The organism is Niallia sp. FSL R7-0271 (genome assembly GCF_038005785.1).
GTDB lineage: Bacteria > Bacillota > Bacilli > Bacillales > Cytobacillaceae > Niallia.
Genome location: NZ_JBBOTZ010000002.1, coordinates 475,785 through 497,265, shown reverse-complemented (window position 1 = coordinate 497,265; position 21,481 = coordinate 475,785). Strand labels below are relative to the sequence as shown.

General features: G+C 32.8%; 25 protein-coding genes. 6 read left to right on the top strand and 19 right to left on the bottom strand.

Annotated elements, in window-relative coordinates:
• Positions 1–231: 231 nt before the first annotated feature.
• The 5 genes from MKX82_RS22500 to MKX82_RS22480 all read right to left on the bottom strand — a co-directional run bounded on the left by MKX82_RS22500 (position 232) and on the right by MKX82_RS22480 (position 5,690).
• A complete protein-coding gene (locus tag MKX82_RS22500) occupies positions 232–855 on the bottom strand; it encodes a YesL family protein (protein ID WP_237943633.1) in 624 nt (207 codons plus the stop codon).
• A 10-nt stretch (positions 856–865) separates the two neighbouring features.
• Positions 866–1,768: a carbohydrate ABC transporter permease gene (locus tag MKX82_RS22495; protein WP_233317263.1), complete on the bottom strand. Its 903-nt coding sequence runs from the start codon at positions 1,766–1,768 to the stop codon at positions 866–868.
• Between the two features lie 19 nt (positions 1,769–1,787).
• Positions 1,788–2,756, bottom strand: a complete 969-nt coding sequence (locus tag MKX82_RS22490; protein ID WP_233317264.1) for an ABC transporter permease — start codon at positions 2,754–2,756, stop codon at positions 1,788–1,790.
• Between the two features lie 154 nt (positions 2,757–2,910).
• Positions 2,911–4,065, bottom strand: a complete 1,155-nt coding sequence (locus tag MKX82_RS22485; RefSeq protein WP_233317265.1) for a glycoside hydrolase family 88 protein — start codon at positions 4,063–4,065, stop codon at positions 2,911–2,913.
• A gap of 74 nt (positions 4,066–4,139) precedes the next feature.
• Positions 4,140–5,690: an extracellular solute-binding protein gene (locus tag MKX82_RS22480; RefSeq protein ID WP_341080238.1), complete on the bottom strand. Its 1,551-nt coding sequence runs from the start codon at positions 5,688–5,690 to the stop codon at positions 4,140–4,142.
• Positions 5,691–6,199: 509 nt separating this feature from the next.
• On the opposite strand from MKX82_RS22480, the gene MKX82_RS22475 reads away from it, so the two are divergent.
• A complete protein-coding gene (locus MKX82_RS22475; RefSeq protein WP_341080236.1) occupies positions 6,200–7,012 on the top strand; it encodes an AraC family transcriptional regulator in 813 nt (270 codons plus the stop codon).
• Between the two features lie 194 nt (positions 7,013–7,206).
• On the opposite strand, the gene MKX82_RS22470 is transcribed toward MKX82_RS22475, so the two are convergent.
• Positions 7,207–7,854: a DsbA family oxidoreductase gene (locus MKX82_RS22470; RefSeq protein WP_341080235.1), complete on the bottom strand. Its 648-nt coding sequence runs from the start codon at positions 7,852–7,854 to the stop codon at positions 7,207–7,209.
• Positions 7,855–7,989: 135 nt separating this feature from the next.
• On the bottom strand, positions 7,990–9,084 hold the full coding sequence (locus MKX82_RS22465) for an NADH:flavin oxidoreductase (RefSeq protein WP_341080233.1): 1,095 nt from the start codon (positions 9,082–9,084) through the stop codon (positions 7,990–7,992).
• Positions 9,085–9,219: 135 nt separating this feature from the next.
• Between MKX82_RS22465 and MKX82_RS22460 the strand changes: the two genes are divergently transcribed.
• The 3 genes from MKX82_RS22460 (at position 9,220) to MKX82_RS22450 (ending at position 11,872) form a co-directional block, all read left to right on the top strand.
• Entirely contained in the window at positions 9,220–10,074 is an 855-nt protein-coding gene (locus tag MKX82_RS22460; protein ID WP_341080231.1) for a LysR family transcriptional regulator, read from the top strand.
• Positions 10,075–10,376: 302 nt separating this feature from the next.
• Entirely contained in the window at positions 10,377–11,015 is a 639-nt protein-coding gene (locus MKX82_RS22455) for a glycosyltransferase (protein WP_237943612.1), read from the top strand.
• Positions 11,016–11,431: 416 nt separating this feature from the next.
• Positions 11,432–11,872: a hypothetical protein gene (locus tag MKX82_RS22450; protein WP_341080227.1), complete on the top strand. Its 441-nt coding sequence runs from the start codon at positions 11,432–11,434 to the stop codon at positions 11,870–11,872.
• A 382-nt stretch (positions 11,873–12,254) separates the two neighbouring features.
• Here MKX82_RS22450 and MKX82_RS22445 read toward each other — a convergent pair whose 3' ends face one another.
• The gene (locus MKX82_RS22445) at positions 12,255–12,728 is read right to left on the bottom strand and encodes a hypothetical protein (protein WP_233317273.1); all 474 of its coding nucleotides are present in this window, start codon (positions 12,726–12,728) and stop codon (positions 12,255–12,257) included.
• Positions 12,729–13,031: 303 nt separating this feature from the next.
• Between MKX82_RS22445 and MKX82_RS22440 the strand changes: the two genes are divergently transcribed.
• Positions 13,032–13,292 (top strand): hypothetical protein, encoded by a 261-nt coding sequence (locus MKX82_RS22440; RefSeq protein WP_341080225.1) that lies wholly within the window; start codon positions 13,032–13,034, stop codon positions 13,290–13,292.
• 174 nt (positions 13,293–13,466) lie between these two features.
• Positions 13,467–13,610 carry a hypothetical protein gene (locus MKX82_RS22435; protein ID WP_341080223.1) on the top strand — a complete coding sequence of 48 codons (144 nt, stop codon included), beginning with the start codon at positions 13,467–13,469 and terminating at the stop codon, positions 13,608–13,610.
• A 324-nt stretch (positions 13,611–13,934) separates the two neighbouring features.
• On the opposite strand, the gene MKX82_RS22430 is transcribed toward MKX82_RS22435, so the two are convergent.
• The 11 genes from MKX82_RS22430 to MKX82_RS22385 all read right to left on the bottom strand — a co-directional run bounded on the left by MKX82_RS22430 (position 13,935) and on the right by MKX82_RS22385 (position 21,481).
• A complete protein-coding gene (locus MKX82_RS22430; protein WP_341080221.1) occupies positions 13,935–14,561 on the bottom strand; it encodes a DUF4304 domain-containing protein in 627 nt (208 codons plus the stop codon).
• A gap of 646 nt (positions 14,562–15,207) precedes the next feature.
• Positions 15,208–15,861, bottom strand: coding sequence for a hypothetical protein (locus MKX82_RS22425; protein WP_341080219.1), 654 nt, complete (start codon positions 15,859–15,861; stop codon positions 15,208–15,210).
• A 261-nt stretch (positions 15,862–16,122) separates the two neighbouring features.
• Complete coding sequence (locus MKX82_RS22420) at positions 16,123–16,713, bottom strand: hypothetical protein (protein ID WP_341080217.1); 591 nt, start codon at positions 16,711–16,713, stop codon at positions 16,123–16,125.
• Positions 16,714–16,828: 115 nt separating this feature from the next.
• Entirely contained in the window at positions 16,829–17,008 is a 180-nt protein-coding gene (locus MKX82_RS22415; RefSeq protein ID WP_341080216.1) for a hypothetical protein, read from the bottom strand.
• Positions 17,009–17,054: 46 nt separating this feature from the next.
• Entirely contained in the window at positions 17,055–17,420 is a 366-nt protein-coding gene (locus MKX82_RS22410; protein WP_341081594.1) for a Type 1 glutamine amidotransferase-like domain-containing protein, read from the bottom strand.
• A gap of 226 nt (positions 17,421–17,646) precedes the next feature.
• Positions 17,647–17,799, bottom strand: coding sequence for a hypothetical protein (locus MKX82_RS22405; protein ID WP_341080214.1), 153 nt, complete (start codon positions 17,797–17,799; stop codon positions 17,647–17,649).
• A 159-nt stretch (positions 17,800–17,958) separates the two neighbouring features.
• Positions 17,959–18,585: an SMI1/KNR4 family protein gene (locus MKX82_RS22400; RefSeq protein ID WP_341080211.1), complete on the bottom strand. Its 627-nt coding sequence runs from the start codon at positions 18,583–18,585 to the stop codon at positions 17,959–17,961.
• 257 nt (positions 18,586–18,842) lie between these two features.
• The gene (locus MKX82_RS22395; protein ID WP_341080209.1) at positions 18,843–19,358 is read right to left on the bottom strand and encodes a phosphoribosylanthranilate isomerase; all 516 of its coding nucleotides are present in this window, start codon (positions 19,356–19,358) and stop codon (positions 18,843–18,845) included.
• 336 nt (positions 19,359–19,694) lie between these two features.
• Positions 19,695–19,841 (bottom strand): helix-turn-helix domain-containing protein, encoded by a 147-nt coding sequence (locus MKX82_RS30455; protein WP_445738850.1) that lies wholly within the window; start codon positions 19,839–19,841, stop codon positions 19,695–19,697.
• Between the two features lie 211 nt (positions 19,842–20,052).
• On the bottom strand, positions 20,053–20,517 hold the full coding sequence (locus MKX82_RS22390) for a stage III sporulation protein AH (RefSeq protein WP_341080207.1): 465 nt from the start codon (positions 20,515–20,517) through the stop codon (positions 20,053–20,055).
• Between the two features lie 31 nt (positions 20,518–20,548).
• Positions 20,549–21,481, bottom strand: coding sequence for an SAR2788 family putative toxin (locus MKX82_RS22385; RefSeq protein WP_341080205.1), 933 nt, complete (start codon positions 21,479–21,481; stop codon positions 20,549–20,551).

Sequence of the window (21,481 nt, the reverse complement as noted above, 5' to 3'; positions counted from 1 at the left end):
AGACATCTGTAAGCTCACAAGAACCGATGCCTTTTTGTTTTCGTATAAACTTATACTTGATATGTTAATCACATCATTAAAAACAGTAATAAAGGAAATGCCCTCTCATCTTATCTTGCTGTTTTCATCCAATGCTTTTGTAGGTTAACCAATCCAGGTATAACAAATTAATCTGATTAGCATTAATCAATGAACATAATGGAATTATCTTATATAGTTTCAGATTTTTTTCTACTCATAAGGGGTAAAAAGCTTTAAAGAAATATGAGAAATACCAAAGCTGACTGTTGAAAAACCAATCATAAAAAAGAAGAAAGAAACAAAGATTAACCAAAAAGGATCTAATGACATTATTGCTGCTACAGCAATTATAAGGATTAGCAAACCAGCTGTTATTTTAGGATTTAATGAAGAAACCTGTAATACGACACGAAAGCTACCTAGCAATGAATTCTCATAACGTGCACTGTACGGAAAAATAAAGATGCAAAATACTACAAAGGTAATTAACGCTAAGAGAATACCAACACCTACAATAACAAAGGATATAATCGGGAGAATTGGTAACAGCCTTATCGCAACAACTAACAAAACTCCATAAATGATCAAAATCAGCTCAATTGTAGTTCCACGAAGAAAGTTGTCTTTCCACTCCTGCAAATAAGTTTTTGTTGGAAAAGACAATTTCCCTTCTGCCATTTTCATAGTAACTCTTGAGAGAGCTAATGTGCTGGCACCAATTGTAACTATTGGTAAACAGGTAATTAAAAACAGCAGATTTAATGTAAACAAATCCATTAGATAGGATGAAAACTTATAAATTTTACTATTTGAATCTATAAAATGCTTCAGCATTAAGTACCTCCTAACCTTTTACGGACCCAATCATAACACCCTTTACGAAGTATTTTTGCAGGAATGGATAGATACATAGAATTGGAATAGTTGAGATACAAATAGCTGCATACTTAATCGTCTCAGCATATTGGTTAACAACATCTGCACTTGCAGCCCCTTGATTTAGCGATGCATTATTTGCTAATAAAACAGCCCTTAAAATGTTTTGGATTGGTAATAAATCATTATCTGTAATATAAATGGACGCATTAAACCAGTTATTCCATAATCCAACACCATAATACAGCAACAAAACTGCCAAAGTCGGTTTAATTACTGGAACTAGAATCTTTCCTAGAATGGTAAAATCCCCAGCACCATCTATTTTCGCTGATTCTACCAAGCTATCAGGAATTCCTTCAATGGCAGATTTGCAAATTATGGCATTAAACAAACTCAGTGCACCTGGGATAATTAATGCCCAAATATTGTTATATAAGCCCAATTCTTTTTGGTTCAAGAAGCTCGGAATTAAGCCACCATGGAAGAACATCGTAAACATAAAAAAGGAAACGATCGCATTTTTCCACAATACATTCTTGGAAGCCATAAAATACCCACACAGAATGGTCATTAACATATTAATAGGCAAGGAGATTAACAACATCAAAAAGATATTTCGAAAACCAGAGATAATTAACGGGTGGCTTAACGCTTTAGAATAGGCCCCTAGAGTAAAATCTTTTGGGAAAATTAATTTTCCAATATTCGCATTAATCGCCGCTGAACTGGAGAATGAAGCGACGATTACATACCATATAGGGTAAAAACAAGCGATGATTACTAATATCATGATAATAGTATTAATATAAGAGAAAACTCGGTCGCCTTTACTTTCTCTCAGTGATCTAACTTTTCGTTTTCTAAGCATATCTTCAACCACCTTTCTATTAGAATAGGCCAGAACCTGCGAATTTCTTTGCTAAGCGGTTCGTTATTAACAACAATGTAACGTTAACTAATGTATTGAGTAGTCCAATTGCTGCTGCATAACTATAATCCGCATTTAATATACCCATACGGTAAACATAAGTTGATATTACATCTGCCACTGAATAAGTGGATGGAGAGTAAAGAAGCAAGATCTTTTCAAACCCCATGTTAAGCAACGTTCCCATTCGCAATATTAACAAGATTATAATCGTTGTTTTCAATCCTGGGAGAGTAATGTGGAAAATCTGTTGTAATTTGCTGGCACCATCTATTCTTGCAGCTTCATATTGTTCTTGATCAATACCAGCTAAGGCTGCTAGATAGATGATAGAATCCCAGCCGATTGTTTGCCATATATCCGAAATTACATAAATCGGAACAAAAGCACTAGGTTCTGCTAATAAATTAGTCTTTTCAATCCCAAAATAGCTAAAGAATTCGGGAATTAGTCCATCGGATTGTGTAAAAAACTTAATTAAACTGCATAAAACTACGATGGATATAAAGTAAGGCATGTAGGAAACAGTTTGGACGATACGTTTAAAAAACTTATTTCTAATTTCGTTAATCAGTAGCGCTAAAATAATTGGTGCTGGAAAGCCAAATACTAAACTCCAAAAGCTAATGTTAAATGTGTTTTTAACGATACGCCAAGCACTCGGATCAGCAAAAAAGCGCTGAAAATTCTCAAATCCAACCCATGTACTCCCCGATATACCTAAACGAGGACTAAAATCTTGGAAAACCATCAGTAACCCATACATTGGTTTATAAGCAAAGATAAGAAAGTAAATTATTACAGGCAATACCATTAAATACTTTATCTTATTAAGTTGAAAATCTTTCTTTAACTTACTATAAAAACTAATTTTCGGATTATTCTCTGTTGGTAGGTTATTGTTTATTGCTAGGTTATTGTCCGACAACTTTTTTCCCCCTTTCAACAATCATCCATTTTCGATTCTTTTACCAACTAAGAGCGACACCCCAAGTTGTTCAATCGTTTAGACCAAAGACACTCACTTTACAACATCCTGAACATCCTTCCAATTCAACAACATTAGTGGTTCGGTCGTTCCCTTACCACATTTTTAATTCTTGATTGTTAACCTTTAGTAATGCCTCCAGTAGAAAATAATCAGCATAAATTAACGTTGTTATATGTTTGTCAAAATGGTAGGCAACTGCGCAACGTTCCACCAATGCTTCGCTAGTCGAATCTAAACACAAACGATTTTCACAAAGAGCTTTTAGCATTTCTTCTGCAACCTCAATATATTTGTTTCCATCTGTTTTTTCTTTATTGAGTGCTTTTCCCAAATCCAACAATCCGCAAATGGCAATACAAGTTGCACTATTATCTTCAAAGTCATCTTCTGCAGGCTGTTGAAAGTCAATAGGTGCTAGATGCGAATCAGGTAAGTGCTTTATAAAATAATCTGCAATTTCTTTTGACGCATCAAGGTAGCGTTCATCCTTTGTATGAAGGAAGCTATTCACAAAACCATAAATACCCCAAGCTTGACCACGAGTCCAGCTGCTTCCTACCTCATATCCCTGACCGCGCTCCGCTTCTATTACTTCTCCTGTTGCAGCATCGAATTTCACAATATGATGGACTGAACCATCCTCACGTATAAACTGGTCAAGTGCCATATCCGCATGTGCACGTGCGATTTGTTCGAATCTAGGATCACCGGTTTCTTCTGTTGCCCAATACAATAACGATAAGTTCATTAAACAATCAATGATAGCCAACCCTGTACAGTGATTATCTATCCCACCCCACGCACGTATGAAATTTCCTTTAAGATTAAACCGTCCAGCAAGAATATTAGCCGCATGGACAGCACGCACTTTTGCCTTAGGATCCTGTGTCATTTGATAGTTTGCCACCGATGTATGCAGCCACATAAAACCTACATCATGATTTAAACCTTGAAAAATATCAAAACATCGATCCAATTTGACTTCTTGAATTCTTGCCCATTCACGATACTTTTCTTCTCGAGTATAGTTGTAAAGCTGCCACAGCATACCTGCAAAAAAACCATTCGTCCACCAACTAACATCGCCTGTGGTTGACTTGGTATATGCATTATCCATATTGTTGTATTTACCATCCTCTAATACATAATAAGGAATTCCATTGCGATTCCTTTCACTTACCCACTTTAATTTGTCTACACATTTATCTAAATACGTTTCAAATTCCGTTTGATACCTTCCAACCAAGCTTCTTCACTCCTAATAGTAATAATGATTTTAAAGCTGATAACCTTCAAAAATAGGTATCAGCTTATGGATATTTAGCGCTTTAAATAACGTTCATAGGCAGCTTGACGAATTTCTAACAGTCGTTCCAAGCCTTGATTATTTAATTCCTTTACAAAGTCATCAAACTTGTCTAGGCTTTCCTCTCCAGTCACAAATTTTAATGCATGTTCCTTAACATAAGTATTTATCGTATTTTCAAGATTAGAAGCTTCTTTACGTTCCTCAGATGTCATAGAAACAGCTGCAGGGAAAATAGAGTCGATTGCCTCTTCTTGACCATCTGACCATGAATTTGAAGCATTAAATGATGGTTCATCCAAACGTTGTTCAATAAATCGTGAAAGTTGAACACCTTGTCCGGATAACCAGTTACCTGTATAAAGAGCAATTGCTTCATCTTTACCTAACTTATTTTCTGTTATTAAGTCAGTAAAGGTAGGTTGCCCATCTACCATTTCCCAACTTTCACCTTCTTTACCAAAATTCCAGTATTGCATTCCTTCTTCCGTGTAAGCCCAGTCTAAAAATTTAAACGCTTCATCCAATTCTTCTTCTGGTAATGATGTTGAGATTGCGATGCCTTGTGCATTATATAAATCTTCTGTGAAGATTGATGCTGATTTTGTGCCATCTGCTTGATTCGGATATGGTGCGCCTACCCACTCGGCACCCGTTTCATTTGTTGTTGCATCCGTATTCATTGCTAATAAAGTTCCGGCATTCATGATAGTTGCACCAGTTTTATCTTGAGATGCCTTTGTTTTCACGCCTTGATCATCAATTGTTGCAAAATCAGGATCAATTAAGTTTTTCTTATATAAATCGTTAAACCAAGCCATATAATTTCTCCATTCAGGCTGAGCTTGTGCTAACTGTACTTGGCCATTCTTATCAATGAAATAACGAGTGTCAAATGACCCATGAGCATCAAAGGCCCCTGCAAATCCTGGACTCATACGCCAACCAGTTTGAAAGGTTAATTGAGCACCATATTTCTCATGGAAAATTTCAATAGTTTTGGTCCAATCTGCAATATTTTCGGGCATTGATAAGTTCTGTTCCTCTAGCCAATCTTGGCGAATCATTGGCCCCATGTAAGAAGCTTGATACGGCTGTTCTCTAAAGAAGCCAAACATATAATACTTTCCATCATCCGTTTTCATTGCACGATCAAACTCAGGATGTTCTTTTAAAAACTTCCAATAGTTTGGTGCTTTTTCCTCAATATCTTTTGTCAGATCTCGTATGGCCCCTTCATTAATGTATTTATCAGCCACTCCCATCCAGCCATAATAAATCAGGTCAGGTAATTGTTTTTCAGAGAGCATTAAATTAAACGCCTGGCTCCAGTCTGAACCTTCCGTTGGAAACTGCCATTTTAATTTAACACCAGATTCCTTTTCTAAATTTTGATGAAAAGGTGATTCCTCATAGCTTTTGACTGTTGGACTAGGCGTCATCCACGTACTCCAAATAGTTAATGTCCCATCCTCCACTGCATTCGATTTATTGTTCTGACAACCAGCTAATACTACTGACACAATAAGGAATGTGAAAAAACATAACTTTTTTAATTTTTTCATTCGTACCTCTCTCCCCTTTCACTAATTAATAATTTTTATCGCACTGATAAAAATCTACTGCTTAAAACATAATCACGCTTATGGTTACGCTTACAATTTGGTTTCTTTAAAAATCTTTCGATCCTTTCGAAAGATTTTATGGAAAATCAGTACCAAACTGTATTTGTAGTTTATTTAAAACCGAGTTCAAAAACAATTACGTAATTTATAAATACTAACATTTTTAACTTTTTTGTTTTCTGCCATGTTTAGAACAATTGAACAAGAACCCTATGAAAAATTTTCTGATTATAATATAATAAATTCAAATATTTGTGAGCGTTTCAAAACGCGCCAAATCAACTATTAAAATATTAAGTGAAGCATAGACCCTGAAAATAGAATGTAATTAACGTAGACATGACACTAGACTTAGCTTTATACAAAAATTTGAAAGTTTCCTTAAAAGCAATACTTCTAAACTTACTTCATCACTAGTATCGCTAGCATTATAGGAAGGAGCATTCTAAATGAACGAACTTTTTTCGATAATAAATGGCGGAATAAATATGCGTCATCCTTTAACGTTTAGAATGTCAAAACCCCATGGTATCCCTTGTTATGTTTTATTATCACTGAAATCCAATGCAATCTATAATGTTAACGGTGTATCCATGAAAGGTCGACCTAACGAAGCTATAATTATTAGTCCTAACACTCCTTATTACTACGAGAATCCAGATGGAGTGTATATTGATGACTGGCTGCGCTTTGAATCACATGATCCTACGATTTTAGACAAGATGAACTTTCCTCTTAATACTCTTATATATCTAGCTGATTCCAGGCATATTAATATTATCTTTCAAGAAATTATTTGGGAGTATAACTATTCAAGAGAAGAATTTAAGAAGCAAAATGTTTCAATACTTCTTCAAGTCCTTATTAATAAACTAATGTCCTACTATCTTGAAATAGGCAGTGATGATAACTATAGTCCTTTTCATTCAAAATTAAGAGATTTACGATTACGCATTCAGTCTGATGTCATGCAGTCGTACAAGGCAGAGAACGTTGCCTCTACTTTAGGAATAAGCACCTCCTATTTCCAGCATTTGTACAGGAAACTTTTTGGCATCTCTTTCCACAAAGACGTAATTCGGTTCAGAATTGATCAAGCTAAATATCTCATTGCTCATACAGAATTGACATTGAATGACATTTCAGAAATGTGTGGTTACTCTTCCGAAGTACATTTCTTTCGTCAATTTAAAAAAGAAACCGGCAGAAATCCATCCGATTATCGTAATATGCCGTTTTTTGAAAGCACAAGTAAGTATTAAAATTTACGGATATGTAATGTTTTAGAATAAGCAATAAAGAAAGTTTTCTTAAAAGCTCGCCTGTTAGGAATTGTGCTTCAGATTTTTCCCATGTGTCTCTTTGATTTAGGCGAATTCGCCGTCCCTTTAAACAAATGAATAGAGCGATACTAGAAGTATCGCTCAAAGTAAACGAATCTTAAATTTACTAATTTTTAGCATCCATCAATTCCACAAGCCAGTCCTTCCGGTATTTCACTAGAATTCTGCTTGCTTTTTTCTTCATTTATGATTCTCTCTAGATTTTCCTTCGAATGAATACCTGCAGCGACTGTATCTCCTATAATAAAGGTAGGAACTGCAGATATGTTAGCTTCAGTATAAGCATGTTGTAATGCCTTTTGGTGTTCATCACGAAACGTTCTATTTTCCAGTGCCGTTCGATATGCTTGTACATCGAGGCCAACCTCACCTGCTAGCTTTGTAAGAACATCCATGTTACTAATATCTTGTTCTTCTTGGAAAAACGCACGCAGTAAACGAATGTTATACTCATTTCCCCTTCCCTTCTCCTTAGCATATTGAAAACCTTCAAATGCCAAGTGAGTATAAGGTTGTGGTGATACATTTGGTAAGACAATCTTAATTCCCATCCTATCAGCCATTGGGTAAACAGACTGCTTCCAAGTTCTTTGTAAATAATCTCCTTCTGGCCTTAACGTTTCGTTTGGATACGGACGCAGCTCAAATGGCATCCATTCTATGTCTACATCTTTTCCTTTTATCGCTTCTTCTAATGGTGCTTCTGCCAAGAAACAGAAAGGGCACACATAATCTGAATAAACTTTAATTTTGACTGTCAAAATGCTTCACTCCGATTTGATTCATAATCTCCTACTTTTGCAAAGCCATGTTTTTGGCTTACATAAAAACAACTGCTACATCAGATAAAATGGGGAATTGTTGATCCTGCTGTTGCCCGTTTTCTTTAATCGCCTCTATTCAATCTCGAAATCCTTAATATTAGCTGCTGGGTAAAGCACATCATTTGGTTTAAATACTGATAAAGCTTCGTTATTTTTCACTTTTTTAACCCAATCGTGATCAGCTAAAGCACCTTTTCCTAATGTTACAATATCAGCATCACCGCTATTTAAGATTTCAGCAGCTTTTTCTATTTTTTCTAATTGACCATTCGCAATTATGGGCAGTTGGCTATATTTTTTCGCTAAAGAAACTAAAGATTCCTCTCCTCCATCAAATGCTGGCTGCCATGCTTCGAGCTCTGTGACGTGAATATAGTCTAAGCCTGATTGACCTAAGGAAGTGAAAATAATTTTTGCATCTTCTTCTTTTCCTGACCATTTGTAGAAATAATCGTTTACTTGTGATTGAGAGATTCGCATTCCAACTATGAAATCATTTCCAATAGCTTTAGTCACTTCAGATGCAATTTCAACTAAATATCTTACTCGGTTTTCAGTACTTCCACCATATTCATCAGTGCGCAGGTTTGTATATTCTGTAAGAAATGCATCTAAGAGATAACCATTGGCACCATGGATTTCAACCCCATCAAATCCAACAGCCTTTGCTCTTTGAGCAGCATTTACGAAGCTTTTTTTCACATCATTCATTTCTTCTTTTGTCATTTCTTTCGGAACATTAAACTCCCCTTCTCCGAAATAAAATTTAAGCTGTTCGCCTTTAGGCTTTACTGCTGATGGGGCAATTGTGTCCTTTGAAAAGTGACTTCCTTGTGAGAGTGGTCCACTATGCTGTAACTGCATAAAAATTTTACCGCCTTCTTCATGAACGGCATCCACAACCTTTTTCCAAGCTTGTGCTTGTCCATCCAATGCAATACCTGGTTGATATTGATACGTTTGGCTACTTTTATCATCAATATACGTACCTTCTGTAATAATTAACCCAAATCCACCTTTTGCGAAAGAACGGTAATATTTGACCATCTTATCCGTAACATATCCGTCTACTGTCGCACTAATTCGAGTCATTGGTGCTAGTCCAACTCTATTTTTTAATTCTGTTTTATTCATTATTAAAGATTGAAACAAAATACTTTTATCCAAGTCATTTTCCTCCTGTTGTATTAAGTAATTGACATCCTCACTGTTATTAGCTTAAATGAAGAGTACAGTTTAGTAAAACGAATATATTTGATAGGATAGTTCAAAAATATTGAACTATTATTAGGAGATGTTAGTTTGGAGCTTCGCCATTTAATTACATTTAAAACCATCGTTGAAAAGAACGGATTTAATAAAGCAGCAGAACACTTGGGTTACGCACAGTCTTCTATTACTACCCATGTTAAAGAACTAGAAAAGGTATTAGGTAATCCACTTTTTGACCGTCTCGGAAAAAAAATAATATTAACTCACTTCGGTAAGCAATTTCTTCCGTATGCAAATCAAATAATTGAGCTTTACAATCAGTCACTTACTATTGAAAAGGAACCTCAAGGTGAATTAACCATTGGAATATCGGAATCATTAACCATTTGCCGAATTCCTCAGATTCTGCTTGAATTCAAGCAGAAATATCCGAAAGTGAGCCTTCACGTTAAGTCATTAGAAAATTATGATGTTACTAAGAGCCTCCAGAGTGGTGATATAGATTTAGCTTTAATATTAGAAAAGGAAAATTGGAAACAAGAAGAGTTGCATATAGGAGAATTAGTAAAAGAAAGAATGGTCTTCATCCAGCCTAAAAATAAAAAAGATGCTTTAAATACAGCGCTATATTCCGATTTAAGATGCAGTTATAAATCTGTATTTGACGAATATATTTCATTAAATCAATTAGATATTAAAGATAGTCTAGAATTCCAAAGTATAGAAGCAATCAAACACTGTGTAAAAGCTGGGTTAGGCGTATCACTTGTTCCATACTTTTCTGTAAAAGAAGAACTTAAAGGCGGGATCTTCATAGGAGAAGAAGTTACAAAAGAACAAAATTCACTATCCACTTATTTGGCTTATCACAAAGATAAATGGTTGTCACCATCTATAAGCAGTATGATAAGTCTTGTGCAGAAGCACTCAATAACTTGGGAGTAACAATGTCTTTTTTAAATACCGCAGTTTTACGTAGAAAAATGGCGTTGGCAATAAAAAACTTCTATCAAGGATTAGAAGTTTTTTTACTAAGCATTTTAAACGTTAATAAGACGCAGAATGCAGCTTTATATATTCATTATTTATACTTCCTCTCTTGTCCGAACAAATTTTTTCTAAGAACCAATTGTAGCTTAAAAAATATCCTTCTAAACAGCATCATTAAATCCGTTTATTATGTATAAAAAATCCAGAACTATTGAAAATAATATAAGCAATTACTAACTAATAAGGAGCAATTTTTGATGAAAAAGATATTTTTAATGAGCTGGATTTTGCTTTTTTCCTTAATCATGGTGACGGGAACAAATACTTACGCTAAACCGCAAGAAAAACACATTAGCCAATCACAGGTAGATTTTGAAAATAATTTCCGAAAGCTTTGGTTAGATCATGTTTTGTGGACAAGCAACTATATTACAAGCGCAACTACAGCAGGTGCAGAGGATCAAAAACAGGTTCTGACGAGACTTCTAAAAAATCAAGAGGATATTGGAAATGCAATAAAGCCTGTTTACGGCGAGAAAGCAGGGAACAAACTGACAGAGCTGCTTAAGGAGCATATTGTTATAGCAGGAAAAATTATAGATGCAGCTAAAAGCGGAAATAAAACTACAGTGACTCAGCTAAACAAAGAATGGGATAGAAATGCAGATGATATAGCTGCTTTTCTCAGTGAAGCCAACCCTTTCCTCAAAAAGGAAGAGCTAAAGAAATTATTAGCTATGCATCTCCAATTAGTCACAAATGATTTAACTGCAAGCCTGGAAAAAGACTGGAATGCTAGAATCATCTCAATTGATGAGGGTGTAACTCATATAATCATAATGGCTGATGCTATTTCAACTGGAGTTGTAAAACAGTTTCCTGATAAATTCAAATAATAAATGGAACAGGCACCTCTATTTCTATTAGAGGTGCCTGTCATATTATTGATAGCCACTCCCTCGCTATTGGTAAATATAGCTGGACAGAAAAAAGGGAAATTTTTGTTAAGGTCTAATTATCCAATCAATAATTTAATGTTTCCCATTAATGTTGTTATAAGAAATTTTTTTCCTTTCAACTTTTTAAATAAAGACAATACTAATTGAATAATAATTAATTATAATAGCAATACAAAAGAAAAATGCAGAACGTACAACACAATTGCCCCCAAAATTATATGAATAGTGAAGGGAAAACATTTACTTATTAAGTACATGAGTACAGAGAAACCGAAAAACCGGTACCAAGATATCAAGTTAGTAAGGGGAAATCGTGGGGTAAGATTACATATGAACAATAAGGGGAGAAGCATATGCACGTTGAGAGTCTAAAAATTTGGCAACCACAAACAAACCTAAACTCTGATCATCCTGTTCATATTCTTTTTAGGGGTATTATTAAACATGATGACTATTTTAAAATAATCCTGGAAGATTATGACGACAATATAACGGAAATTGTATATAACCAATTAAACGGACCTATGGAATATTTTGTTTGGTCCTTTAGATATACAACAGAGATAGGAAGGTTTGGTTTATATAATTTAGAGGTTGATGAATCAAATTTAAAAGAAAAAGGAAAAGCATATTTTTTTAAAATGGAAAACTCAGAATACATTAATTGGTTTGACAATCAAAATCCCCTTTTCAATAGCACGACACATCCAAATTTAGAGCATCATGTTTATATTACTCGTGATGAAGTAATGGAAGTATTATCAGATTATAATCCTTTAATATTAACAAATTAGATTAAAAATCCTTTAATTTAAACAACTGGAACAATAGGTTTTATATTCCCCTCAGTCGTTTATTTCTTCGAACTGAATACACTAAAAAGGAAAATGTTAATAAGGACAGACAATATTCCAGTATAAGATATTTTTATGTCATGGTTCATTTAAATTAAACTACCATTAGTGCCTGAGTAAACCATGAATATTATTAAACATTAATAATAATTTAACGCAGACTTGTAGATTCATAAATACTTTGTTAATACTTCTTCTCTTGTCTATATAAGTGAACTTCACACTTACTTCTAAACATTCATTTTTAAGAAGAAAATTCAATTAGAATAAATTGCCAGAAAAAAGAGCATTAATTATTTCTAAATTAACGCTCACTTAATGATCATTTCCCTTTTTGCTTCTCGAGAACAAATTGAAATAAATACAATAACAAGGTATCAATCATAAATATACATAGTAATTGAAATTTCTTAAATTTTGACAACGCAAAAATTTTTATTTTTTTAAAGAAAGAAACAAATATATACGTGAATGCTCCATCTACAATTAAATTTAACACTAAATAACTAAAAATTTTCCCATACGTATACTTTAGTATCCATAAAGATCCGACTAAAAACGGTCCCCATGTAAAAGGGAATACCCAAGTTATCTTCGGAGATAGAATTTGGTACCAAAACCACCATTTACGCTTTTTGGCTACAAAATTAAACATGTGAACAATGAAAGATATAAATATTCCAGCGGGCAAAAAACGCTTTATAGATTCTTTTCCTAATAAAGGTACTGTTAACCAAGGAATAATTAAAATTAACATTGCCATTGTTTTTGAATATTTTTTTATTTTTATTTTCACTGAGTAACCTCCAATGCAAACTAATATCCGAGTTAATTTCCCCTAAAATAAGAAGAATTATTAAATGAAGATATCATTTACCGATTAATTTTGGCCATATAGAATGATCCTCTTATTCAACAAAAGCCCCCTATTGTTTAAGTGTAATCTTTCACAAAGTTGGTTTTTACCTAGTATATTTATTAGTGAAATTTGTTATCTTCACTTTATTTGAAACAACTATTGAACATGTATATGACTATGTTAAGGTTTAAATATGCAAATCAAATTATGAAGAATTCAAAATGATAAAGGAGGTAAATAATGAATCTTTATGGCTACTTATCAAATATATATGGTGATAAATGGGACAAAAATCGTGTAGGGATTTTTGCAGGAAAAGGACAACATGAAGTAGTAAAAGCAGGTTTAGAACAAATTAAAACATTAGAAGAATGGGATCAGTTAGCTGCACATGTTTTTGTTGATAGAAGTATAGTTATTTCCGAAATGGATGCGCAGGATGCATTGTTTGTTCTTCTCAATCAGATATTGGAAGATGATAATGAACAACCCATGGCATAATTCTATTCTAATGATAGATATGGATCCTATTGGGTTATTTTTTAGCCAAGCAAAACCATCAGATAAGTAACCATAATGGCTATATTGATATGAAAACTATTCACAGATAAATCTCAATTATCTATGATAAAAAATACAGTTAGTTTAAAATTTATTAATTACGGAGGAGAAATTATGAATAAAAGCCTTTTATACATTCTTTTATCAGCAATTTTAATAACCTTAATCTTTATAGGTATAGAAATATTCCAATTAAATAATGCAATAGAAGAATTAAGCTATTCAATTGATAAATTAAGAATACGGATTCCTGAATAATTATTTATCCCCCACCTCCCTTAAACCTTATAGAGTATGTTGTTCATTCTACTAATCATTAAGTGGACTATTACTTTTTTTTGGAAGGTACCTAAATATAAATTAATTTCAAAATGGTGAAAATAGTAAAAGGATAACTATATGATGATAATCTATACTTTCACCTAAATATATTTAGTACAAAAAGATTCCTAACCAAAAGTTAGAAATCTTTTTTGTAGCATCACAATCAAAACTTGTACAAAATTTCACTTCCACTAATCTGCCTCGTTTGTGACACAAGAATAGAGCTATTCATTTATTTATAAACAAAACACTCTCCATCTAGAGAGTGTTTTGTTTATCTATCGATAAATTTAATTCGTCAGCCAGATCCCTAATATATTCCCTATCTTGTATATAATCGTAATGATTGTATGCTTTCATCATTCTTTCTTGTGCTTCCTTATTAAATCCATAAACTTGATACAAAATAGTAAGATCAAAATCGCTACCATAAAAGTCTTCTGCTTCTTCTCTTTTCATCTCTTGCATAACGTCTTCAATTGTTTGGAATTTCTTGAAATACGGAAAAACAAGATTTTCTATGTCACTTCTCACTTCATCTTTCACTTTCTCTAGGTCACTCGATAAGTTAATTTTATACCAGTAATCCTGTTCATTTTTCAGTTCAGAAATTCGGTGTCTTAGAACTGAATTAATTTCTGTTGGAAATTTGGGTGGTTCCTTTCTATAACCCATACCATATAATTTATCTGTAAAAATTCCAGTGTTGATAGTAAACTCTACTTCTTCTTTTGTATTCCACTTAGATGATTGGATATTTACAGTCCATGCAAAATCCGAGAATAGCTTTGCAAAATTATTCCCTTTCTTTTTAAAACCATTTTCTTTAAATAAAGGAGCAATTTCATTTTTTATAAGTTGTTTAAATACTTCCTGCATAACCATCTTTTATTCTCCATTTCGTTTTTCTGATGAGTTATATTCTCCTTCGTTTATTATAAATCCTCCATAACTTTATTACACTAACCTGCCATTTTGTAACACAAAAAATTAAAAATGCGAGACTATTTTGTTGTTTAATTCTTATCATTTGATAAGTACAACAGGATTTACTTAGGGGCCAGTACTATGTTACGGTTTTAATAAATCATATAATATATTGGGTCCTATTAGACTTTTTTTAGTCACCTTCCCTTTATATAGTGAAGGGGGCTAGAAAAACAGATTATGTCAACTGCTTTAGACCATATTAGTAATATCACTTTCGGTCAAAACGTTATATACAACAGTAAAATACACTTTTGTTTTTTTAATCATGAAAATGGATTATTAGAAATCATAGATCCTAATACAAACTCTATTTTTTTAGTTAGACAAAAATCACTCATTTTTAGGATTAAGTAAAACCATCAATAGTTAGCATTGATGGTTTTACTTAATCCTTCTTTCACTAAACTGCCCTGTTTCTTCCTTAGACAAGTTTTCATTATTACAGGAATGCTGCCCCGATAGTTCCAAAAGAGATATAAGAAATAATGGCATTAATCCTTAATGGATTAACGCCACGTTAGTAGTTCAATAACAATTTTAATTAATAAATATATCTAAAAGTTTCATTTTTTCCATACTTAATAACAGTTTGAAATTCCTCTCCACCATTTTTATCCTTTAATAAAGCATCTATCTCAACATCTTTAATATTGTAATGTCTCTTATTCAGAAAGCCCACACTTCGAATAGTTGGATGGTCTAAAATTGGTGTTAAGTCACCATCTAACACATTAGTATTAACAAATCTAAAGTCAATTAGATTAGGAAATTGATGTAAAAAATTCAGATTCTCAAGATTACCACAAGAAGTAAGACACAAAACACGAAGATTCTTCAGAGATAATAATTCTTCGCTTGGTGCAAATTTCTTTGATTGATTAATATGTAAATGTTCTAGCGTATCGACTAATCCAGACAGACCAGAATCATTTTGTAATTTAGTACAATAATGTAACTCTAAACGCTTTAATTTATTCATTTTTACTATACCCTGGAAATCTTGTATATTGGACCAGTTTAATTCTAAATAGAGCAGATTTTCTGGAATATCAACAAAGTTGCCTAACTTACTCTTTTTATGATGCCAAAGAGTTAAATATTGAATGTTTTCAAACTGAATCGCATTAAATTCATCTTCCTTCAAGTTAAAGTAAGCTTGAAGATTATCTGGTATTTGTTCAAACCAAATCGCCATATTCCTCCAATTATCCATTTTGATTCAACCCCATATTGCCAATATTTCTTTTATCATATCATTTAGGCTTATTAAACTAAACTGCCCCGTTTCTTCCATTCCATAATATGATAGTTTTTTAATTATTATAGGAATGCTGCCCTGATTGTTACATAAGCAAGGCTCTTTTCTTTATTACGGGACTGCTGCCCCGATTGTTATATAAGTGTAGAGTTTTATACATTTACCTAAAGGATCAGCCACGACACTTAATCATAAAATTTAAAACATTTGTATTGCCTTAAAACTTTTTGCCACAACGAAAGAATCTTCAAACATAAGCAACTTGAATGGTCCACTTTCAGTGTTTGAATAATCTATAATTGTTGTCTTAAATCCATTGTTAGACAATACCTTTTCGTGTACCTTGATTATATTAAGGGGACCTTTACTAAATAACCCTTCTCCCTGCTGTAATAAATCCACTAAATCTCCAGTGAGATTTAGATATTTTTCCATAGGTATCTGTCCTTTTACTTTATTAGAGTGATTAATATACAACTCTCTTACCACTTGATTAATATCATAACAAACTCCCTTAAAAAATAAATCCGCTAAAGAATTATTGTATTTCCAAAGATATACGTGATCATCTAATACCTTAAATTCCTCGAAATAGTGTACATTTAACTGATGCTCCCTAAAATCTGTACAGGTTACTTTCCAAAGTTGTAGTATTTCATCATTATTTTCATAAGTTACTTGAATAGTTAACTCTAAATCATCATTATTAATTTTTAATCCATCAAGACTTAGAAACACATCACTTAAAAATTGACCATCTTCTAACGCTTTTGAAATGTTTGATATCATTCTTTTATTTCACCACCAGTTACCAAATTTTCATTTATTACGGGACTGCTGCCACGATGCACAAGAAAAGGCTATCCAGTTATTTAAAGGATAGCATCTTTAGCTGAACAAGGAGTTAAATATATGATTTTGGTTGAACTATTATTTTACCATCATCTTTAAATATGAAGGCTGGTGAAGTTCCTATTACTTCTATACCTGATTTACTATAGAAAATTCCAGTATCTTCTGGCAAAGCAATTACAGTCTTTTTATTTTGTTTGATATAACTCCATATCAAACTGTCATTTTCCATTTCATAGTGACACCATAAGGAATAACCTTGAATATAGTTTAATCCCTCAAAAATTCTGCAAGTTGGTTTTGTTAGCGTCCATATGAGAACAAGTAATATTCGCACCCAATATTATGGCTCCCGCACTTCCTCCATAGATTACACCTTCATTTTCTATATATTCCTCTAATACCTTATCAAGCTTGGAAATTTGTATAGCATTTAGTAAACTAAATGTATTTCCTCCGCCAATGTAGATAGCTGAAAACTGTTTTAGATCCTCCAGAGTTTTATTACTCAAATCGGTCCACATTGTTATTTCCTGAATACCCAAAGGTTTAAAAACACTATTAATCCATTTATAGCATTCATCAAATGGAATAGCCCCATCCATCGCTATTGGTATATATAGTAATGGTTTGTTTAGATTGATTTGTTTTATAAATTCTTGGTCTATTTCCTTCGTTTGTTCCTTATCTCCACCTCCTGAAAAAAAAGCAACCCATTTTACCCCCCATAAGCTAGTCTTTCCTTTATTACAGGAATGCTGCCCCTGTTAGTGGACCAAACAAAAAAGCTGCCTAAGCAGCTAATAATACTTTCTCCCCCTTTATATTTGAACAAGAAAAAGTATTTCCTATCCGTTATGCAGAGTGGTATTAACCATCATCATCTCCAAATTCAATCTTCACTCCAACAACCTCTTTAGAAAGGTTATATTTTACTTTCACCTCGTACATTCCGTCACCATATCCAGACATTGAAACAGCCCCACTAGGAACAACTCCTCCTTGTGCATCAGAAGCAACCATATCACAACATGCAACATAATATTTTAATCCAACTTCGTCTATCTCTATGTCATAAAAATTTTTTACTTCATAATTGATGGCATCATCGATACCGAATACTGCAAGATCAAATATTCCAGCTTGTGCCGAGTCAACCCCAATTGGTTTATCACATTCATGCTATTTTCCACTTGATATCTTTTCTCCATAAAATACAAGTAGACTTTCAACAACTTCTTCATCATTGTAATTAAGACTTGCTGTCCATTTCCCGTTTTTTACATTAGAAAGTATGATTTGAAGTTCTTCTTCATTCTCCAGATAACATGGATCAGTTACAATTAACTTTCCACTTTCAACTGTAAAAGTACCCACTGTTTTAGGCTTATTACTTACTTTCGGTACATACCAATCAATAAATTGGCTAAAAGTTGATGCTTTACAATCACTTAATCCAGTTTTATCACTCCAAATAAAGATTAGTTCCTGCATAAATCTCTTTCTAATACGGTAGCAAGGTTTATCACCGTTGATATTTTCCCCTATACAAACCATATCACTTGGCATATTTGCCGGTCTGTTCTCTCGATTATGACTTAAAATATCAATTGGTAGTACTGATTTATCCTTAGTTTGGATAGGGAATAAAGTCCAATCACCAAATTTTGCGTTATTTGTTTCTAAAAAGAGTTCTTTGTATTCCTCCGGAAACATAGCACCAATTTCTTTTTCTGCTTTTTTCAATTCAACTAACGACACACTTGCCACTTTCGAACATTGATTAATCATGTTTATTACTTTCTTCATTTCTTCCTCCATGATGCTCTCGGATAAATAACTATGAGTAATTTCGATTAAAATTATTAAAATCCTTTATACTGATTCAATAAATATAGTTTAGAGTTTATTGTGATTAGTTTCACTTAAACAAACCTGCCCCGTTTGTGACACAAGAATATGATTAGTCACTTAGAACAAGAATATGGCCACTTTGTTGAATAAGAAAAAGAGCCGTCTAATAAGCCCAAAGATTTTTATGTAAAGCACCGATTAACCCATTAGATTTAGTATAATTTTTGGTTTCCCAATATCCTTCGTTTTAAATAATCTATTTTTTTAATATCTTTATTATTATTGTTATCTGCTCGGTAACTATCCTTGGATGAAGATTCGTAAACACTTAAGTATTGATCATGATTTAGTAAATAATATTTTATCTCTCCCATTTGGTGCATTTCTAACTCCTCTAATTGTATTCCTGCGAAACTTGGTAAAGTGTTAATAATACCAATTTCAACTGATAATCCCTCTTTAGAAAATTCATGTTCATGCAAATCAATTAGTCTATATTCCATTGAATTCATAATGTTGACTATATTATTCCAGTTATATATATTAAATTCGGGCGGGACTTCCCACCCTCTTTTATCACCTGGTACATGAATATCTAAGTCTTTTGCATCCCAACTCTTTCCCGTAACGACTTCTAAACCAACTGAACCCATTAACAAGGGAATAATTTCATTATCATTTAGCATTTTTGCAATTTTAATAAACTCATTAAACTTATAATTATCCATTTGACCCCCCGTTTTACCTTTAGTCACCATAAATCTTCTTCAACAAAACTGCCATGATTGTGACATAAGAGTGGTTAATTCAGTTATTACAGGAATGCTGCCCTGTTAGTTCCCTAAGAACTTAATAACCTTTTCCTTAATATGCATCAATTATTACAGGGATTTTACCAACTTAGTGGCATATTATTAAATCCACTCAGTAAATAAGACTAGGTAACCTATCTTGGTGATATTACATTTTCATAAAAGGGAGAAAAATAACTCCTCAATTGACACATCCACCTGATTATTTCCGAAATTTTCTCCAGGCAGAATATCTGAAATAGTTACTGCTAATTAATCACTATTTTTAATTAGTAATTGAATGATAACCGTAAAAGTACCTTGAGACATTCCTGACAATTTAGCAAGTTGGGTTATAGTCATATTAAGTGCTTTTCTATATGAATATATTTTGTTACGTAATTCTCTATTATAAGTCATCCATACTTATTGATCACATTTAATGTTTTATATTTTAAACCATTATAAACATGCTCTCGCATTGAAATATATTGCTAAATCAATACTCGCGTTCATAAGATATGGTTATACAGAGTTTTCAAGTTGACCATTCCTTTAAAGCGATTTGTAAGTTCCTACAATTTAAAAAGTACACAATCACTAGTAATTGTGTACTTTTTAAAGTTAAATCTTATTTAAATTTAAACTTTAAACCATTAAGGTTTTTTAATTCCTCTATTTCAACGCTACTAGTGGGATAAATTTCACAAATCTCTTCATGACTTACAGTAACCAACCATTCCTTATCATCTTTAAAGAAGGACAAATCTTCAAGTAAATTTGGATGTTGCCAATTATAAAGAGAATTCGAGAAGCTTTTAAGTACTTGTTTTGCATTCTCATCAGCAGTATAGTAGTAAACTTCAGCTTTATCACTTTCTTCTAAAGCAGTACTTGCCCACTCAGACTCTTCCTTTTTCATGATAAATGAAGACTGCAATCTATTTATTAATACATTATAACTACTGGCCTTAACTCCTAAATCAGTTCTAAGAATTAATTGGAACTTATCACAGTATTTAATTGCAATATCAATTAATGAAGCATAAACATCTTTAGTTGGATTCTTAGTAATAAAAATCGTTTTGGTATTCATAAGTAACTCCTAATAAAAAAATTTAGTGGTTTTACCGTTCAGCTTTACCGAAAAATGCATGCACCGATCTTTTCATTTTACCAGCTTTTAATCTTTCACCCGTATTTATTGATTTTAAGGGGTGATAATGTCTTACTTTCCCTGTTCCTTTCTTATCAACTTCTGATTTAGTAGAAGTATTTACAGGGCTTGCCCCTTGTGCTACAGACTTTGCACCCGAACTATTTGTTGACCAAGTATCATAACCAGATTTCAAACGATTTATAGCAGCAGACTTAGAAATACCTCCACCAATAAAAAGTTGGTCATTATGAATTTCAGCACGATAATGAGACTTAGTCTTTTTTAATTTATAAAACTCATCTACTACAATGTAAGTAGAACCCGCTAATATTGCTGCATAACCTGCTTTTATCAGTTTATCTAAGACTTTTTGTGCTATTTTAACACCCGCAGGTATAGCTGCTCTAGCAGAAGCAGTTACTTCATTTGGATTATAGTTATAAGTATTTCCAGTGTCCCTGTCTTCAATTGTTCCTTTTACTTCGTTATCTGTAGAAGAAGATAAATCCAAAGTATATTCTTTCTCTTCCTCATCACCATTAATGTTTGTTTCTTTAGATTGTATCATGACTGTATCGGTGTCTAAGTTTATTACTAAAGATACACCTATGTTGTCTATTTCTTCACTAAATGAAGTACTTTCTTGTGAAGGAAAAGAAGTATTTTCATCTAGAAGGTTGATCTCTGTGTTAATAATGAATTCATTATCTTTATGTTCAATATTTAGATTGGAGTTTGAAGGGTCTAACCCTAACTCTTCACTTAGTTGCTCTTCAATATTATCAGTTTCCTCAGCTTTCACTAAATTTGGTGGTATCAACCCCAAAAGAAGTACAAGAATTATAGCGAAGGATATAAATTTCCTTTTATTATATATATTAAGTATTTTTAAATTATCCAT

Excerpts from the sequence above, each read along its gene's own strand:
- MKX82_RS22500 (WP_237943633.1), bottom strand. The coding sequence starts at position 855 with ATGCTGAAGCATTTTATAGATTCAAATAGTAAAATTTATAAGTTTTCA.
- MKX82_RS22495 (WP_233317263.1), bottom strand. The coding sequence starts at position 1,768 with ATGCTTAGAAAACGAAAAGTTAGATCACTGAGAGAAAGTAAAGGCGAC.
- MKX82_RS22480 (WP_341080238.1), bottom strand. The coding sequence starts at position 5,690 with ATGAAAAAATTAAAAAAGTTATGTTTTTTCACATTCCTTATTGTGTCA.
- MKX82_RS22475 (WP_341080236.1), top strand. The coding sequence starts at position 6,200 with ATGAACGAACTTTTTTCGATAATAAATGGCGGAATAAATATGCGTCAT.
- MKX82_RS22455 (WP_237943612.1), top strand. The coding sequence starts at position 10,377 with ATGAAAAAGATATTTTTAATGAGCTGGATTTTGCTTTTTTCCTTAATC.
- MKX82_RS22450 (WP_341080227.1), top strand. The coding sequence starts at position 11,432 with ATGCACGTTGAGAGTCTAAAAATTTGGCAACCACAAACAAACCTAAAC.
- MKX82_RS22440 (WP_341080225.1), top strand. The coding sequence starts at position 13,032 with ATGAATCTTTATGGCTACTTATCAAATATATATGGTGATAAATGGGAC.
- MKX82_RS22435 (WP_341080223.1), top strand. The coding sequence starts at position 13,467 with ATGAATAAAAGCCTTTTATACATTCTTTTATCAGCAATTTTAATAACC.
- MKX82_RS22430 (WP_341080221.1), bottom strand. The coding sequence starts at position 14,561 with ATGGTTATGCAGGAAGTATTTAAACAACTTATAAAAAATGAAATTGCT.
- MKX82_RS22425 (WP_341080219.1), bottom strand. The coding sequence starts at position 15,861 with ATGGCGATTTGGTTTGAACAAATACCAGATAATCTTCAAGCTTACTTT.
- MKX82_RS22420 (WP_341080217.1), bottom strand. The coding sequence starts at position 16,713 with ATGATATCAAACATTTCAAAAGCGTTAGAAGATGGTCAATTTTTAAGT.
- MKX82_RS22415 (WP_341080216.1), bottom strand. The coding sequence starts at position 17,008 with ATGGAAAATGACAGTTTGATATGGAGTTATATCAAACAAAATAAAAAG.
- MKX82_RS22405 (WP_341080214.1), bottom strand. The coding sequence starts at position 17,799 with ATGGTTGCTTCTGATGCACAAGGAGGAGTTGTTCCTAGTGGGGCTGTT.
- MKX82_RS22400 (WP_341080211.1), bottom strand. The coding sequence starts at position 18,585 with ATGAAGAAAGTAATAAACATGATTAATCAATGTTCGAAAGTGGCAAGT.
- MKX82_RS22395 (WP_341080209.1), bottom strand. The coding sequence starts at position 19,358 with ATGGATAATTATAAGTTTAATGAGTTTATTAAAATTGCAAAAATGCTA.
- MKX82_RS30455 (WP_445738850.1), bottom strand. The coding sequence starts at position 19,841 with ATGACTTATAATAGAGAATTACGTAACAAAATATATTCATATAGAAAA.
- MKX82_RS22390 (WP_341080207.1), bottom strand. The coding sequence starts at position 20,517 with ATGAATACCAAAACGATTTTTATTACTAAGAATCCAACTAAAGATGTT.
- MKX82_RS22385 (WP_341080205.1), bottom strand. The coding sequence starts at position 21,481 with ATGGATAATTTAAAAATACTTAATATATATAATAAAAGGAAATTTATA.